Annotated in this window: 15 protein-coding genes; 10 read left to right on the forward strand and 5 right to left on the reverse strand. The window is 73.4% G+C overall.

The genetic code is table 11. The annotated features are described in order from the left end of the window. Positions 1-51 precede the first annotated feature (51 nt). Complete coding sequence (locus tag ABT015_RS16935) at positions 52-429, forward strand: nuclear transport factor 2 family protein (protein WP_350879812.1); 378 nt, start codon at positions 52-54, stop codon at positions 427-429. A gap of 34 nt (positions 430-463) precedes the next feature. On the opposite strand, the gene ABT015_RS16940 is transcribed toward ABT015_RS16935, so the two are convergent. The 3 genes from ABT015_RS16940 to ABT015_RS16950 form a co-directional block, all read right to left on the reverse strand. Beyond that, complete coding sequence (locus tag ABT015_RS16940; protein ID WP_350879813.1) at positions 464-1894, reverse strand: VWA domain-containing protein; 1431 nt, start codon at positions 1892-1894, stop codon at positions 464-466. Beyond that, on the reverse strand, positions 1891-2769 hold the full coding sequence (locus ABT015_RS16945) for an AAA family ATPase (RefSeq protein WP_350879814.1): 879 nt from the start codon (positions 2767-2769) through the stop codon (positions 1891-1893). Before ABT015_RS16945 ends, ABT015_RS16940 begins: the two co-directional genes overlap by 4 nt. A 283-nt stretch (positions 2770-3052) precedes the next feature. Continuing rightward, positions 3053-3724 (reverse strand): Tat pathway signal sequence domain protein, encoded by a 672-nt coding sequence (locus ABT015_RS16950; RefSeq protein WP_350879815.1) that lies wholly within the window; start codon positions 3722-3724, stop codon positions 3053-3055. Positions 3725-4111: 387 nt separating this feature from the next. On the opposite strand from ABT015_RS16950, the gene ABT015_RS16955 reads away from it, so the two are divergent. The 3 genes from ABT015_RS16955 to ABT015_RS16965 all read left to right on the forward strand — a co-directional run bounded on the left by ABT015_RS16955 (position 4112) and on the right by ABT015_RS16965 (position 6175). Beyond that, the gene (locus tag ABT015_RS16955; protein WP_350879816.1) at positions 4112-4864 is read left to right on the forward strand and encodes a TetR/AcrR family transcriptional regulator; all 753 of its coding nucleotides are present in this window, start codon (positions 4112-4114) and stop codon (positions 4862-4864) included. 142 nt (positions 4865-5006) lie between these two features. Then, complete coding sequence (locus ABT015_RS16960; protein WP_350879817.1) at positions 5007-5663, forward strand: DUF6230 family protein; 657 nt, start codon at positions 5007-5009, stop codon at positions 5661-5663. A gap of 2 nt (positions 5664-5665) precedes the next feature. Then, positions 5666-6175 (forward strand): DUF6114 domain-containing protein, encoded by a 510-nt coding sequence (locus tag ABT015_RS16965; protein ID WP_350879818.1) that lies wholly within the window; start codon positions 5666-5668, stop codon positions 6173-6175. Between the two features lie 110 nt (positions 6176-6285). On the opposite strand, the gene ABT015_RS16970 is transcribed toward ABT015_RS16965, so the two are convergent. Then, positions 6286-7380 (reverse strand): NAD(P)-dependent alcohol dehydrogenase, encoded by a 1095-nt coding sequence (locus tag ABT015_RS16970; protein ID WP_350879819.1) that lies wholly within the window; start codon positions 7378-7380, stop codon positions 6286-6288. A gap of 158 nt (positions 7381-7538) precedes the next feature. Here ABT015_RS16970 and ABT015_RS16975 point away from each other — a divergent pair, with 158 nt between their 5' ends. Next, positions 7539-8426, forward strand: coding sequence for a helix-turn-helix domain-containing protein (locus tag ABT015_RS16975; protein ID WP_350879820.1), 888 nt, complete (start codon positions 7539-7541; stop codon positions 8424-8426). A gap of 114 nt (positions 8427-8540) precedes the next feature. Further along, positions 8541-9797: a globin domain-containing protein gene (locus ABT015_RS16980; protein ID WP_350879821.1), complete on the forward strand. Its 1257-nt coding sequence runs from the start codon at positions 8541-8543 to the stop codon at positions 9795-9797. A 50-nt stretch (positions 9798-9847) separates the two neighbouring features. Here ABT015_RS16980 and ABT015_RS16985 read toward each other — a convergent pair whose 3' ends face one another. After that, on the reverse strand, positions 9848-11254 hold the full coding sequence (locus ABT015_RS16985; RefSeq protein ID WP_350879822.1) for a selenium-binding protein SBP56-related protein: 1407 nt from the start codon (positions 11252-11254) through the stop codon (positions 9848-9850). 247 nt (positions 11255-11501) lie between these two features. Here ABT015_RS16985 and ABT015_RS16990 point away from each other — a divergent pair, with 247 nt between their 5' ends. The 4 genes from ABT015_RS16990 to ABT015_RS17005 all read left to right on the forward strand — a co-directional run bounded on the left by ABT015_RS16990 (position 11502) and on the right by ABT015_RS17005 (position 15246). Then, entirely contained in the window at positions 11502-12503 is a 1002-nt protein-coding gene (locus ABT015_RS16990) for an alpha/beta hydrolase (RefSeq protein ID WP_350879823.1), read from the forward strand. A 113-nt stretch (positions 12504-12616) separates the two neighbouring features. Beyond that, positions 12617-13411 (forward strand): spermidine synthase, encoded by a 795-nt coding sequence (locus tag ABT015_RS16995; RefSeq protein WP_350879865.1) that lies wholly within the window; start codon positions 12617-12619, stop codon positions 13409-13411. A gap of 154 nt (positions 13412-13565) precedes the next feature. Continuing rightward, positions 13566-14378, forward strand: coding sequence for a class I SAM-dependent methyltransferase (locus tag ABT015_RS17000; protein WP_350879824.1), 813 nt, complete (start codon positions 13566-13568; stop codon positions 14376-14378). Between the two features lie 202 nt (positions 14379-14580). Continuing rightward, positions 14581-15246, forward strand: a complete 666-nt coding sequence (locus ABT015_RS17005) for a DedA family protein (protein ID WP_350879825.1) — start codon at positions 14581-14583, stop codon at positions 15244-15246. Positions 15247-15351 lie beyond the last annotated feature (105 nt).

Here is a 15351-nt window from a genome sequence, read left to right on the forward strand (position 1 = left end):
GAAGGCGGCTCGCGGGACGAGCACACGCGCAACGGCTGGTATTACTGAGGCATGCAGGAAGAGACGGCACGCTCCGCGATCGACACGTTCATCTCCGCGTTCAACGCCTCGGACGACAGCTATGTGACTGCCCTGCTCGCCCAGGCCCTGACCTCGGACGTGGTCTTCTGGGGGCCGTTGGGTCGCAGCGAAGGAATCGCGGCGGTCGAGCAGTTCGTGCTGGACATCCGGCGCCACCCGGCGGGGACCGGCACGATGGCGCGCTGCTCGGCGGTGGACATGCCCGACGAGTGGGCCCGGTACCAGTGGGTCTTCACCACGCCGGATGGAGGCCCCCGCCTGGCGGGAACGGACGTCGTCCATCTGCGGCGGAGCCTCATCGACCAGATCATCGTCTTCGCGGGGGAGATCGAGCCGTCCGCCTCCTGAGTCGTCCTACTGCCGCTCCTACGCGTTCACCGTCCTAGACCGGCAGCAGGCGGGCGATCAGTTCGCCGAGGCGGCGGGCGTTGCGGCAGGAGTGCATCTCCACGACGCCCGCGTAGGCGGCTGCGGCGGAGTCGCCGGTCGGCCAGAGGGCGGGCTGCTCGGGGTTGAGCCAGTGGACCCGCCGGGCCCGGCCGGCGATCCGGCGCAGTGCGTCCAGGTTGGGGTCGCGGTGGTTGTTGCGGGCGTCGCCGAGGATCAGCACGCTGGTGCGCGGGCCGACCGCGTCCAGGTGCCGTTCGGCGAACTCGCCCAGGGCGGAGCCGTAGTCGCTGTTGCCGTGGTGGCCCATCACCTTGGCCTCGGTGAGGATCCGGGCGGCGAGCCGGGCCGGGTCGGCGTCGCCGCGGGCCAGCAGGGCGGTGACCTCGGCGGTGCGGTTCACGAAGGCGAACACCCTGACCTTGCTGAACTGTTCGCTCATCGCCTGCACCAGCAGCATGGTGAAGTCGGCGAATCCGGCCACCGAGCCGGAGACGTCGCACAGCAGCACCAGTTCCGGCCGGGCCGGGCGGCGCAGCCGGTAGGCCGGGCGCAGCGGCACCCCGCCGGTGGACAGCGAGCGGCGCAGGGTGCGGCGCAGGTCGATCCGTCCGCGTGCGGCGCGGCGGCGCCGGGCGGCCAGCCGGGTGGCCAGCTTGCGGGCCAGCGGGTGGACGGTGCGCCGCAGTTCGGCGAGCTGGTCGCGGCCGGCGGCGAGGAAGTCGATCCGGTCGGCGGTGGGTGCGACGGCGCGTTCGGCGATCCGCTCGGCGCCGCGCAGTTCGGCGACGCGGCGGCGGGCCTCGGTGGCGACCAGGGCGCGGAAGTCCTGGATGCGGCGGCGGATCTCGTCGGCGAGGACGCGGTCGGACAGGTCCGGGGCGGTGGCCTGCTCGCGCAGGGCGGCGAGGATCCGGGCGAGCAGGGTCTCGGGGGCGAGCCGGCCGAGCGCCTGGTGGGCCGACCAGCCGTCCGAGGCCGGGGTGGCTCCGGCGCCGTACCGGCCCAGGGCCTCCACCACCTCGCCGGCCAGCCGGGCCTGGGCGGTCCGGTCGTCGGCGGCCAGGGCGGCGGCGAGGCGCTCGCGCAGGTCGTCGCGCAGCGGGTCGGGGCGGCCGGGGCGCGGCGGCCGGGGGTCGTCCGGGAGTGCGGGCGGGTCGGCGCGGACGGCCTCGGGGGTGCCGACGCCGAGCGGGAAGAACAGGTCGAACGTGGCGTCGAAGACTGCCCGTTGGGTGTCCGAGCGCAGCAGCGCGGCGGCCAGCCCGGCCCGCATCTGCTCGCGGTCGGCGAGCCCGAGGACATCGAGGACGGCGGCCGCGTCGACCGTCTCGGCGGGGCCGATCCGCAGGCCGTGCCCGCGCAGCGAGCGGACCAGGCCGGTGAGTCGGGCGGCGGTGTCGGCCGGGGGCGGGGCGGTGGTCACGCGAGGGTGAGCTTCTGCGCGGCCTTCCGGATGTCGTCCTGGTGCTTGAGGATCACCCCGAGGGTGTCCTGGACGACCGCCTCGTCGAGGGTGTCGGCGCCGAGCGCCAGCAGGGTGCGGGCCCAGTCGATGGTCTCGGCGACGGACGGCGCCTTGCGCAGGTCCATCGCGCGCAGCGCGCCGACCACCCGGACCAGCGAGGCGGCCAGCGTGTCGTCCAGGCCGGGCACCTTGAGCCGGACGATCCGCCGCTCCACCTCGGCTTCCGGGTAGTCGAGGTGGAGGAAGAGGCAGCGCCGGCGCAGCGCCTCGGACAGTTCGCGGGTGGCGTTGGAGGTGAGCAGTACGAAGGGGCGGCGGCTCGCGGTGATGGTGCCGAGTTCGGGCACGGTGACCTGGAAGTCGCTGAGCACCTCCAGCAGCAGCGCCTCCACCTCGACGTCGGCCTTGTCCATCTCGTCGATGAGCAGCACGGTGGGCTCGTCGCCGCGGATGGCGGTGAGCAGCGGGCGGGTGAGCAGGAACTCCTCGCCGAAGATGTCGGTGCGGGCCTGGTCCCAGCCCTCGTCGCGGCCGGCGGTGATCCGCAGCAGCTGCTTGGCGTGGTTCCACTCGTAGAGCGCGCGGGCCTCGTCGATGCCCTCGTAGCACTGGAGCCGGACCAGCCGGGCGCGGCCGATCGCGGCGACCGCCTTGGCGAGTTCGGTCTTGCCGACCCCGGCGGGGCCCTCGACCAGCAGCGGCTTGCCGAGCCGGTCGGCGAGGAAGACGGTGGTGGCCACGGCGGTGGAGGCCAGGTAGCCGGTGGCGGCCAGCTGGTCGGCGGTGTCCGCCACCGACGCGAAGAACCCCGTGCCGTCGCCGCTGCCGCTCATCTGCCCGCCCCGTTCCTGTCGGCCGTGTCCGTGCGGCAGCACCCTACCGGCCGGTCACTTCGCTGTCTCGGGGGTTCGGCGGGGTGGTGGGGTACGGGGCCGCTGGTCCGGGGCCGTGGCGTGCTGCTGGATCACCGGGCGGGCGGGCGTGCTGGCGGGCGGGCGCGCCGGAGCGGCGTACGGCGACCGCGGTCGCCGTACGCCGCTCGTCTGTTCCCGCCGGTCCCGTCCGTCAGTCGACGAGGTCTGACCGGACGTCAGCCGGTGAAGGCCCCTCGGGTCGTCAGTTGACGAAGATGAGCGGGCTGCCCGCCACCGAGGTGTCGGTGACCGGGCCGTAGGTGGCGCTGAAGTAGCCGGTCGAGAAGCACAGGCCCGAGCCGGAGACCAGGTTGAACGGCTGGGAGGAGAAGCCGATGGTGTTGCCGGTGTTCGAGGTGGTGCCGTTGATCCCGGTGGTGGTCTGGTAGACGCAGTTGATGCTGCCGAGGATGGTGTTGAGCACCACCGTGGTCTTCATCGCGCCGGCCGCGCCGGGGGTGAGGGCGACCGGGTTGCCGGGGCCGTCGCCGACGGTGTTGGTGAACGGCAGGTTGTTGACGGTGATGCTCTTGACGCCGGTGACGCCGAGGACGTTGGAGGAGCAGGAGCCGAAGGTCTGGGTGTTGAGCTGCTCGACCGCGCTGCCGGGGGCGGCCGGGTTGGCCGTCACGGTCGCGGAGAAGGCCGAGTTGGCGCAGCTGATGCCGCTCGTTCCGCTGGCGCTGCTGTAGAAGGTGGCGGTGGTGCCCGAGACCAGACTGGCGGTGAGGACGTCGCCGACGGCGACGTCCGGGCCGCTGCTGCTGCCGGTGGTCAGCACCGCGGAGCCGTCGGCCTGGGCGGGTGCGACGGCGGCGCAGGTGAAGGCGAGGGCGGCGAGGGCCGCGGTACCGAGCGTGCGGCGAAAGCGCATGAGGGTGACCTCTCTCCGTGCGGAGACGGGTGGGGGTGGCCCGCGGTGCGGGTGTGGTGGCGTGCACGGCGGGGGAGGTGCGTGGGCATGGCGTGCCGGGGGCTTCGCGGGGCCGTGGTGCGGCGGGCCCGGCGCCACGGGCCCGCTCGTACGGCACAGCGGTGTGAAGGTGCGGACGTGCGCTGCGAGTGCAGGAGTGCACGTCGGCGGCTGCCACCGCCGCGGGCCTGCGTCCGCTCGTGGTCCCGTGGCCCGGGCTGCTCGCCCGGGGCCGCCGGAGCCCCTGGAGGTCGTCCGGTGGTGACAGGGTCGCCCACCGGTTGGAAACCTGTCAGTGTTGTAAACCCGATGTTGCGTCAATGTCAATACGGGTAACAGGAGTTGGTGATGGAACGGAAACACCTCCGAAGTGCCGACGTGATCCTGCTGCCGGGCGCGCGGGCCGGCCGTGACCCGGCCCGCTCCATCAAGCGCGGCCCGAGCCGGCTGCCCCCGGGCGTGGTGGCCGCGACCCAGCGCGAGCGGCTGCTCGACGGGCTGGTCCAGACGGTGGCCGCGCGCGGCTACCAGCACGCCACGGTCAGCGACATCTGCCGCGCGGCCGGGGTGACCAGGCCGGTCTTCTACGAGCTGTTCAGCGGCAAGGAGGACGCCTTCCTGGCCGCGCACCGGTACGGCACCGGGGTGGTGGTCCGGCGGATGGCGGCGGCCTTCGCGGCGGAGTCCGACTGGTGCGCCGGGATCCGGCAGGCGCTCGGCGCGATGCTCCAGCTGCTGGCGGGGACACCGGCTTTCGCGACCATGGCGGTGATCGAGATCGAGGCGGTCGGACCGGCCGGCCGCCGCGAGCGGGACCAACTCCTCACCCGGTTCCGGGCGTTCTTCGCCGAGGTGCCACAACCCCCGCGCGGTGTGCGGGTCGTGGAGCTGGTGGACGCCGTGGTGGGCGGGGTCTACAGCGCGCTCTACCGGCGGATCGACTCCGGCCGGACTGTTCAACTACCGGAACTCCTGCCGGTGTTGAGCATGTTCTGTCTCGCGCCCTTCCTCGGCCCGGCACAGGCGGCCGCCCGGCTCGGGTTTCCGATCGGTGAAGATCCTTCGTGCACCCGTATTGACCCGGCCACTACCGGGCAGTAGCTTCCCAGTTACTCAAAGCGCGGCCTGACCGTGCCCGCCCCGCTGCCGAGGGGCGGGCGGCCCGGTCGGGCCGTGGAACGCTGTCCGCGCCAGGGCACCGTGCCAGTGCCTGCACATCCCACCCACCCAACAGGGAGCACACATGGCCATGTCCGAGGACGCCGCCGCCGCGGCCGAGACCCCGGAGACGCCGACCGGCACCAGGAGAGGGCGGGTACGGCTCAAGCGCAGCGCCTGGATGGCCGTTCCGGCCGTCGCGGCGGGCGCCGTCCTGATGGCCCTCACCGCCCAGGGCGTACTCGCCGCCCAGTTCTCCATCAGCGGCATGCCGTTCACGATCACCGCGGACAAGCTCGACGGCAAGGGCTTCGCCCAGTTCGGCAGCCTGGACTCGATGATCCCCGACAGCCCCAACCAGGGCTCCACCGGCGGTCAGGTGCTGGTCGCGGTCTCGGCGATCAAGAAGGCCGAGATCACCAACCTGTGCCAGAGCGTGGACCTCGGCGGCGTCAACCTGGTGATCCACGCCGGCGACGGCGGCACCCCCGTCTCCGCCACCGATCTCACCACCGACTCCGACATGCTGTCCGGTGACGCGGAGTTCACCAACATCGAGATCGGCGGCGACGCCAGCACCTACACCAAGGCCGGCAACGCGGGCAAGGGCAACCCGGGCGTCTTCGGGCAGCAGGCCGACACCGTCGTGCTGACGCACCTCAAGCAGCACAACTACGCGAGCACCGCCGTCGGGTTCAAACTGCCCAACCTGCGGCTGAGCTTCAGCTCCCAGGGCTGCTGACCATGACGGAGTCCGTACCGGAGCCGGCCGGTTCCGGCGAGGGCGTCGCGGAGGGGGCCGTGGGGACGGCTCCCGCCCCCGCTCCCGCCACCACCCGACCGGTCAAACGCGACTGGCGGGGCCAACGGCCGTTCTGGGGCGGGCTGCTGGTGCTGTTCGGCGGCGCCGAGATCCTGTTCACCCTGCGTGCCCCGCTGCCCGTCGTCCTGCACATCGGGATGCAGGGGCTGGCGGGCTACCTGGTGCCGGCGGTGATGGTGCTGTGCGGCCTGCTGATCCTGTTCAACCCGGCCCAGCGGCTGTTCTACTCCGTCCTCGCCGTGCTCGCCGCGCTGGCGAGCTGGCTCACCTCCAACCTGGGCGGCTTCGTGATTGGGATGCTGCTCGGACTGGTGGGCGCCTGCCTCACCTTCGGCTGGCTGCCCGATCAGCCGCTGCGCCGGGGGCGGCAGCGGCGGGAGGACCGGCGCCAGGAACGCCGGTCGTCCCGAGCGGGCACGGCCGGGGCCTGACCCGCGGCGCCCCGCGCCCCGACGGCGCCCGCCCCCTGGCGATGGGAGAGCACCAGGGGGCGGGGCGTCGGGGCACGGGGGAGTGCGGGGTCAGGCCGTGACGGTCACGGTCAGATCGTCGCGACGTCGATCACGAAGCGGAACCGGACGTCGCCGGCCAGCACCCGCTGGTAGGCCTCGTTGATCTGCTCGGCGCGGATCAGCTCGATCTCCGCGGTGATGCCGTGCTCGCCGCAGAAGTCCAGCATCTCCTGGGTGGCAGGCAGTCCGCCGATCATCGAGCCGGCCAGCGAACGGCGGCCGGCGAGCAGCGCGTGCGCGTTCACCGTGACCGGCTTCTCCGGCGCGCCGACCTGCACCATGGTGCCGTCGGTGCGCAGCAGGCCGAGGTAGGCGCTCAGGTCGAGGTCGGCGGAGACCGTGTTGACGATCAGGTCGAAGGTGCCCGCGAGCTCGGTGAAGGTGGCCGGGTCGGAGGTGGCGCGGTAGTGGTCGGCGCCGAGCTTCAGCCCGTCCTCGTGCTTGCGCAGCGACTGGCTGAGCACGGTGACCTCCGCGCCCATGGCGTGGGCGAGTTTCACGCCCATGTGGCCGAGCCCGCCGAGGCCCACGATCGCGACCTTCTTGCCCGGCCCGGCGCCCCAGTGCGCGAGCGGCGAGTACAGCGTGATGCCGGCGCACAGCAGCGGCGCGGCGGCGTCCAGCGGCAGGTTGTCGGGGATGCGCAGCGCGTACGCCTCGTCGACGACCAGCTTCGAGGAGTAGCCGCCGTGGGTCGGCAGGCCGTCGTGGCCGACGCTGTTGTAGGTGAAGACGGTGCCGCCCTGGCCGGTGCAGTACTGCTGGAGGCCGGCCCGGCAGTTGTCGCACTCCCGGCAGGAGTCGACGATGCAGCCGACGCCGACCCGGTCGCCGGCCTGCCAGCGGGTGACGCCCGGGCCGACCTCGGTGACCACGCCGGCGATCTCGTGGCCCGGGACCATCGGGAAGATGCCGGTGCCCCAGTCCTCGCCGACCTGGTGGATGTCGGAGTGGCAGATGCCGCAGAACTTGATGTCGATCACGATGTCGTGCTCTCCCACCGCCCTGCGGGTGACGGTGGTCTTCTCCAGCGGGGAGTCGGGCCGCGCCGCGGCGTAGGCGGCGACCGTGCGGGTGGTGCCCTCGGTGGTGCTCGTCGTCGTTGCGTTCGTCGAGTTCGTCATGCTTCCAGCCTGCTCCGGTGCGGCGCGGCCAGCCAGACCAGAGCTCTTCGTACGCACGCCACGCGTAGGGACCCCGGACGTACGACCACGGAACGTACGCACGGCAGTATCACCCTTCCCCCCACCTGCGCCGCCCGGATCCCCCGCATACTGCAGACATGGACCAGCGCACCGAACTCAGCGAGTTCCTCCGATCCCGCCGCGCCCGGCTGCGGCCCGAGGACGTGGGCCTGCCGGACAGCACCACCCGGCGGCGGGTGCCCGGCCTGCGCCGCGAGGAGCTGGCCCTGCTCGCCGGAGTCAGCACCGCCTACTACACCCGGCTCGAACAGGGCCACGGCGAGAGCGTCTCCGCCGCCGTCCTGGACGCCATCGCCCGCGTGCTGCGGCTCAGCCCCGCCGAGCGCGAGCACCTCGGGCGGCTCACCAGGCCCGCCCGCCGCCGCCCCGGCCGGGCCGTCGCCCGCCCGCAGCGGGTCCGGCCCGCGCTCCAGCAGCTCCTGGACGCGATGGAGGGCGTGCCCGCGTACGTCCTCGGCCGGCGCCTGGACATCATCGGCTGGAACCGGCTCGGCACCGCCCTGCTCGGCGACTTCGCCGCGATGCCGCCCGAGCAGCGCAACATGGCCTGGCAGCTCTTCCTCGACCCGTCGGCCCGCGAGCTCTACGAGGACTGGGACGGCAAGGCCACCGACGTCGTCGGCATGCTGCGGCTGGACGCCGGACGGGATCCGGACGACCCCAGGCTCGCCTCGCTGATCGGTGAACTGTCCCTCAAGAGTGACGACTTCCGCCGGCTCTGGGCCACCCACAGCATCCAGGACAAGGGCCACGGCACCAAGCGGCTGCACCACCCGGTGGTCGGCCGGCTCGACCTCCAGTACGAGACGCTGCGCCCGGCCGGGGACGTCGACCAGATGCTCGTCACCTACCACGCCGAGCCCGGCTCCGGCTCCGCCGAGTCCCTGCGGCTGCTGGCCAGTTGGGCGGCCACCGACTTCCACCCGGAGCCCGCCGAGGCGACCCCGGCCGATCCCGCCCGGTAACGACGCGACGGGATTCCCGCCAGACCCTTCCGTCAAGGGGTCGATGGTCCCGGGTCCGATCGGGGCCATCGACCCTTCTCGCCGGTAACCGGGTGGCGATTGACTGGGCGGGTCATGGACACCACCACCAGCGGCACCACCGCCGAGTACGACCGGCTGATCGCCCGCCACCACGCGATGCGGCTCCGCCGCCAACTCCTCACCCCTGCCTCGCCGTTCGCGCCCGATCCGGCCGGCACCGGCGCGTACGGCGGCACCGGCGGGCCGGGCGACCGCGACGGCTACGACGGCGCCGCCGACCAGCGGCTGATCCGGCGCGACCTCGGCCTGCTCGAACCGCTCTCCGAACTGATCGACCACCTCTACGCGGTGATGTTCCGCCGCCGCCCCTACCTGCGTCCGCTCTTCCCCGCCTCGATGGAGTTCCAGCAGGCCCACCTGGAGCGGATCCTCCGCCACCTGGTGGACCACCTCCACCACCCGGCCGAACTGGCCTCGACCCTGCGCCAACTCGGGCGCGACCACCGCAAACTGGGCGTCCGGCCGGTCCACTACGAGGCCTTCGAGGAAGCCCTGTGCGCGGCGATCCGGCACCGGGCGGCCTCCCGGTGGACGGAGGAGATGGAAGCGGCCTGGGTCCGGATGCTGCGCTTCGCCGTCGCGGCGATGACGGCCGGCGCCGACTCCGCGCTCACCGAACCCCCCTACTGGCACGCCGTGGTGACCGGCCACGAGCGCCGCCGCCCCGACCTCGCCGTCCTGCGCGTGCGCACCGGCGAGCCCTACCCGTACCGGGCCGGACAGTACGGCACGGTCGAGCACCCGACGCTCCCGCACACCTGGCGGCAGTACTCGATGGGCTGCGCGCCGCGCACCGACAACGAGTTGGAGTTCCACGTCCGGCGCACCGGTCCGGACGGGGTCAGCGCGGCCCTCGTCGAACGCACCGCCGTCGGCGACCGGCTGCGCCTCGGCCCGCCGCGCGGCGGCCTGCTGCCCGAGGACGACACCCGCGACCTGTTGCTGGTCGCCGGCGGCACCGGCCTGGCCCCGATGAAGGCCATCGTCGAGCAGCAGGCCGCCCAGCGCCCGCGCGGCCGCCGCGTCCACCTGTTTGTGGGTGCCCGGGACCGCGGCGACCTCTACGACTGGTCCGCGCTCTCCGAACTGAGCTTGCACAAGCCCTGGTTGGCGCTCACGCCGGTCACCGCAGGCCGGCTCGCCGACGCCGTCGCGGGCGCCGGGGACTGGCGCGAGCACCTCGCCTGCGTCAGCGGCCCGGCCGGCATGGTCGCCTCCGTCCGCTCCGAACTGCTCGCCGCCGGGCTGCCCCTGGCCCAGGTCCGCTACGACCAGGCGCTCGCCCGCTAGGCCCACCGGCGGGGACGTCCTGCCGCTGGACGTCCCCGCCGGCGGGCGTCCTACCGGTAGCAGTAGGAGTCCGAGGAGGCGTCGCCGCCCGCGAGGTGGGTCTGGTGCACCCGCAGGCCCCGGAAGTCGGCGCCGTGCGGGAAGAAGCGCTCGTCGACGCTCAGCCCGCCCGCCTCGGTGTCGGCGTCCAGCTTGACGATCCACGGCTCGATGCCGTCCGGGTAGAACTGGTCGTCCCAGGCACCGTAGAGGGAGTTGGTGAGGTAGAGCCGGCGCCCGTCCCGGCTGATCTCGACCATCTGCGGGGCGCCGCTCAGCGGGCGTCCCGGCGCGGCCGGGTGCGGGGTGCGGGCGACGACCCCGCCCAGCCGCACCGAGTCGGCGAGGCGGGGGTGGAACGGGTCCGACACGTCGTACTGGAACAGCTCGCCGGTGCCCCACGCGGACACGTACAGCCAGCGGTCGTCCACCGACAGGTTGATGTCCGTGATCAGCGGCGGCACCGCGCCGAACGGTTGCAGCGCGGGCGGCAGGTCCTCCGTCTTGGCGGGCTCGGCGGGGATCTCGATCACCTTGCGCGCGGTGAACGCCGGGCCCTCCCGGTACCAGAGCCAGACCGAGGCGGACAGGTCCTCGACGTTGGTCACCACCCCGGCGAAGCCCCACTCCGCCTGCGGATCGTGCGCCGGGCGCAGCTCCAGCACCATCTGGTACTGGTCGCCGAGGTCGATCCGCTGCAGGTGCCGCCCCGAGTCCAGCTCCCAGAAGTGCAGCGCGTGCCCGTACTTGCGGCCCAGCAGCAGCTCCGGGACGACCCCGCCCTCCACCATCCAGGGCGTGCCCCACTCGCTGGTCACCCCCACGTTCGTCCCCAGGTGCCACCAGACGTCGTACGCGAAGTGCTGCGGCCCGCGCTCCGTCTCCCAGGCGCGCAGCACCTCGAAGGTGGTGTGGTCCAGCAGCGCCACCCCGCCGGGCCCGTCGTTCCCGTCCCCGCCGCCCAGGCAGGACAGGAACACCCCGTCCGGTCCGCAGTGCAGGGTGTGCGGGCGCGAGTAGCCGGCCTTGGCGGCGAGTTCCGCCGCCTCGACGGTCTTGACGAGGCGCGGCCGGACGGGGTCGGGCCGGGTGTCCATCACGTGCAGCCGCGAGGAGCGCAGGCCCGGGAGGAGGAGGTAGCGCCGCTCGGGGTTCTCGTGGCAGGCGTGCGCCAGCGCACTGGAGCAGGCGTTCCAGCCGAAGTGGTGCAACTCGTCGCCCAGTGTCGGTAGTTCGGCGAAGTTGAGGACCTTCCCGTAGCTCGCCGACGCCGGATCGGTGTCCACGGTGAGCAGCGCGTCCGGCCGCTCCCCGGCGCGGTCGAACCCGGCGACGTACGCCAGCGTCTCCGGTGGCGCGGCGATCGCCTCGGCGGCCGAACGGTACAGCGACGGATCGGTGTGGCCGGGCTGCGGCATGTGTTCTCCTCAACTCGCCTGCGTGACAACCGGAGTTGGATCTGTCCGGGTAGCGTTCCACACGACCACCGGCGCACAGCAGGCGCACGGGGAGCGATCAGGAGGCGCGGACGGCCGGGTCACACCGGTGCCCGGCGGAGCGGCGCCCGGCAGGCAGTCCCGCGCTACCGGCCGGTATTGTCGGGGTCCTGGATCAAGGACACCTGCGACGTACGGCAGGTCGAGCACGAGGACGGGTGCGGCGCAGATGGAGTTTCGGGAAGACATCCTGGGTGCCCCCTACGAGACGGCCGAGCTGACGCTGCGGCCGGACGCCGAGGGGGAGGTCTGCGCGACGCTGGTGCGCCGGCTGGTGCCGGGGGCGGAGCGGGCCGTGCTGTACATCCACGGGTACAACGACTACTTCTTCCAGACCAACCTCGCCGACCACTTCGCCGCGCTCGGGTTCTCCTTCTACGCCCTGGACCTGCGCAAGTACGGCCGCTCCCTGCGCCCGCACCAGTCGCCGAACTTCGTGCGCGACCTCGCCGAGTACGACGAGGAGATCGACGAGGCGGTGCGGATCATCCGCGAGGTGGACGGGCACCGGCGGCTGCTGCTGAACGGGCACTCCACCGGCGGGCTGATCGGCGCGCTGTGGGCGGGGCGGCGCTCGGGGCGCGGCCTGGTGGAGGGGCTGTTCCTGAACAGCCCGTTCCTGTCGATGCCGGCCGCGCCCGCCGTACGGACCGTCGGCGGCCCGGCCGTCACCGCGATCGGACGGCTGGCGCCCACCCGCGTGCTGCCGTCGACGCTCAACCCGCACTACACGCACAGCCTGCACAAGGACCACCGGGGCGAGTGGGACTTCGACCTCGCCCTCAAGCCCGCCGAGGGCTTCCCGCTGTACGCGGGCTGGCTGGCCGCCATCCACCAGGGCCACCGGCAGCTGCGGCACGGGCTCGGGATCGACGTGCCGGTGCTGCTGATGGCGTCGACCCGGTCGATCACGACCACCAAGTGGCACAACGCGCTGCACCACGCGGACGCCGTGCTGCGCGCCGACGACATCGCCGGCCAGGGCCCGCGACTGGGCCGGCACGTCACCATCGTCCGGATCGAGGGCGGCATGCACGACCTGGTGCTCTCGGGCGAGGCCGCCCGCACCCGGGCCTTCGCCGAACTGGACCGCTGGCTCGCCGCCTACCTGGACGTCCGACTGGCCGACGTCCGGCCTGCGGACACCCAGGCCGTGGGGGAGAGCGCGTGACGGACGAGCCGGTGCCGGTCGGGGCGGTGCCGGACGAGCCGGTGCCGGTCGGGGCGGTGCCGGACGAGCCGGTGCCGGTCGGGCGCCACACCGACCTCGGCTTCGCCAAGCTCATGCCGGACCTCGACCGGGACGGCGGCTGGCTGCTCACCCTGGACGGCACCCCGCAGTCCTACGTCGACCTCGCCGACCCGACCCACCTGGAGTTCGAGTACACCCGGCGGCTCGGCCACCTCGCCGACGCCCTCGCCCCCGCCGGGCAGCCGCTGGACGTGCTGCACCTCGGCGGCGGCGCGCTCACCCTGCCCCGCTACCTCGCCGCCACCCGCCCCGGCTCGCGCCAGCGGGTGGTCGAGGTGGACGGGCCGCTGCTCGACCTGGTCGCCGAGCACCTGCCCTGGCAGGGGCCCGGCGCGGACATCACCGCGACCGTCGGCGACGCCCGCGCCGCCCTCGCCGGCACCTCGCCCGGCAGCCGGGACCTGGTCATCGCGGACGTCTTCCACGGCTCGCGCACCCCCGCCCACCTCACCTCGGTGGAGTTCCTGCGGCTGGCCGCCGCCGTCCTGCGCCCCGGCGGCTGCTACGCCGCCAACCTGGCCGACGGCCCGCCGCTGGCCTTCGCCCGGGCCCAGGCCGCGACGGTCGGCGCGGTGTTCCCGTACACCTTCCTGGTCGCCGAGGCCCCGGTGCTGCGCGGCCGCCGGTACGGCAACATCCTGCTCGCCGGTTCGACGGCCCCGCTCCCGGCCGCCGAGCTCACCCGGCTGCTGGCCGGCGACATCTTCCCGGCCCGCCTCACCGACGGCGCCGACCTGGCCGCCCTGGTCGGCCGCACCGCCCCGGTCACGGACGCCGACGCCACCGACTCCCCGCCCCCGCCGGACGGCGCGTTCAGCATCGGCTGAGCGGCGCGGCGGCCCGGGCGTCCCCGCGTCCGGGGTGTCAGAATCGGCGGGTTCAGGCCGGAGCGTGGAGCACGTCGAGCGTGGAACACGCCGAGCGCGGAACACGTCCGGCGCGGAGCAGGTCCAGCGCGGAGCACATCCGAAGGAGTGAGCGATGAGCGGCGGGGAGCGGCCGGAGTTGGCGCAGGTGCCGGAGACGGCGTTGTGGACGCTGTGGCACCGCGCGGTGGAGGCGCGTCGGCCGGACACGGTGCTGGAGGACCCGAAGGCGGTCGAACTGGTCGACCGGATCGACTTCCCGTTCGCGGAGCGCTTCGGGGAGGGCGCGCTGGTCAGCCAGCTGCAGGCGCTGCGGGCGGCCTGCTTCGACCGTGAGGTGGCGGACTTCCTGAACCGCTGCCCGCGCGGCACCGTGGTCGGCCTCGGGGACGGCCTGGAGACCCAGGCGTGGCGGGTCGACAACGGCCGGGCGGACTGGCTGGCGGTGGACCTGCCGGAGACGGCCGCGCTGCGGGAGCGGCTGCTGCCGCCGGACGAGCGGCGCCGGATCCTCGCCTGCCCGGTCACCGACCCGGGCTGGATGGACGAGGTGGATCCGGCACGCGGAGTGATGATCTGCGCCGAGGGCCTGCTGATGTACCTGCGGCCGGAGGAGGCGCGGGCACTGATCGCGGCCTGCGCCGAGCGCTTCCCCGGCGGGTCGATGGTGCTGGACGCGGTGCCGCGCTGGTTCAGCGCCCGGACCGTCCAGGGCAAGCTGCGGACCCGGCACTACCAGGCGCCGCCGATGCCGTTCGGCATGGACGCGGACGAGCGCGGCAAGCTGGCCACCGCGCACCCGGCGGTGACCGACGTGCGCGAGGTGTACCCGGAGGGCGGGCGGGGCCTGCTCCGCGCCCTGCTGCCGCTCGTGCGCCGGGTGAACGCGCGGCCGTCCGTGGTCGCACTTCGCTTTGCCGGATCTTGAAGAACGGCTGGTCGAGCGGGAACCATGGGGCACCACCGCACGTCGTAACCACGGGTGATCGGCCGGGGGGACAGGCCGCCCGGCACGTTAGGCTGCCCTTATGGGGAAGCGGCCGCGTTGCCGCCATCGGACAACTGCCGGAACCGGCGTGCGGCACCGCTGAGGGCCGCGCCGGTTCCGACCTGCCACGGAGGTACTGGCCTTGCACATCGACGCCTGGATCGAGAGCGTCCCACCGACAGCGGTGTACGCCCTGGTCGGCCTGATCATCGGACTGGAGTCGCTGGGCATCCCACTGCCCGGCGAGATCGCGCTGGTCACGGCCACCCTGATGGCGGTCAAGGGCGTGGTGAGCCCGGAGTGGATCGCGGTGGTCGCCATCCTCGGGGCGATCATCGGCGACTCGATCGGCTACTCGATCGGCCGCAAGGGCGGCAAGCCGCTGTTCGAGAAGCTCGGACGCAAGTTCCCCAAGCACTTCGGGCCGTCCCACCTGGCCACCGCCGAGCGCTCCTTCCAGAAGTGGGGGATGTGGGCGGTCTTCTTCGGCCGCTTCATCGCCCTGCTGCGCATCTTCGCCGGGCCGCTCGCCGGCGCGCTGAAGATGCCGTACTGGAAGTTCCTGATCGCCAACGTGCTCGGCGGCATCGTCTGGGCCGGCGGCACGACGCTGCTGGTCTACAAGGTCGGCAAGAGCATCGAGCCCTGGCTGTCCCGCTTCTCCTGGGCGGGCCTGGCCGCGGCGGTGCTGATCGGCGGCGCCTCGGCCTGGTTCATGAAGCGCCGCGCCGCCAAGACCCACGCCAGGATCGAGGCGGAGGAGGCGGCCGCCGCGGCGACCGCCGCCAAGGCGCCCGTCGCGGAGTAAGCGGAGCAAGCAAGCGGAGCAAGCGGAATGACGAGGCGTCTGCACTGAGCACGGCGGGGCTGTCGGGCCCCCGGAGTAGCATCGGCGGGTACCTGCCGATCATGC

This window comes from Kitasatospora sp. NPDC094016 (assembly GCF_040304045.1).
Classification (GTDB): Bacteria; Actinomycetota; Actinomycetes; order Streptomycetales; family Streptomycetaceae; genus Kitasatospora.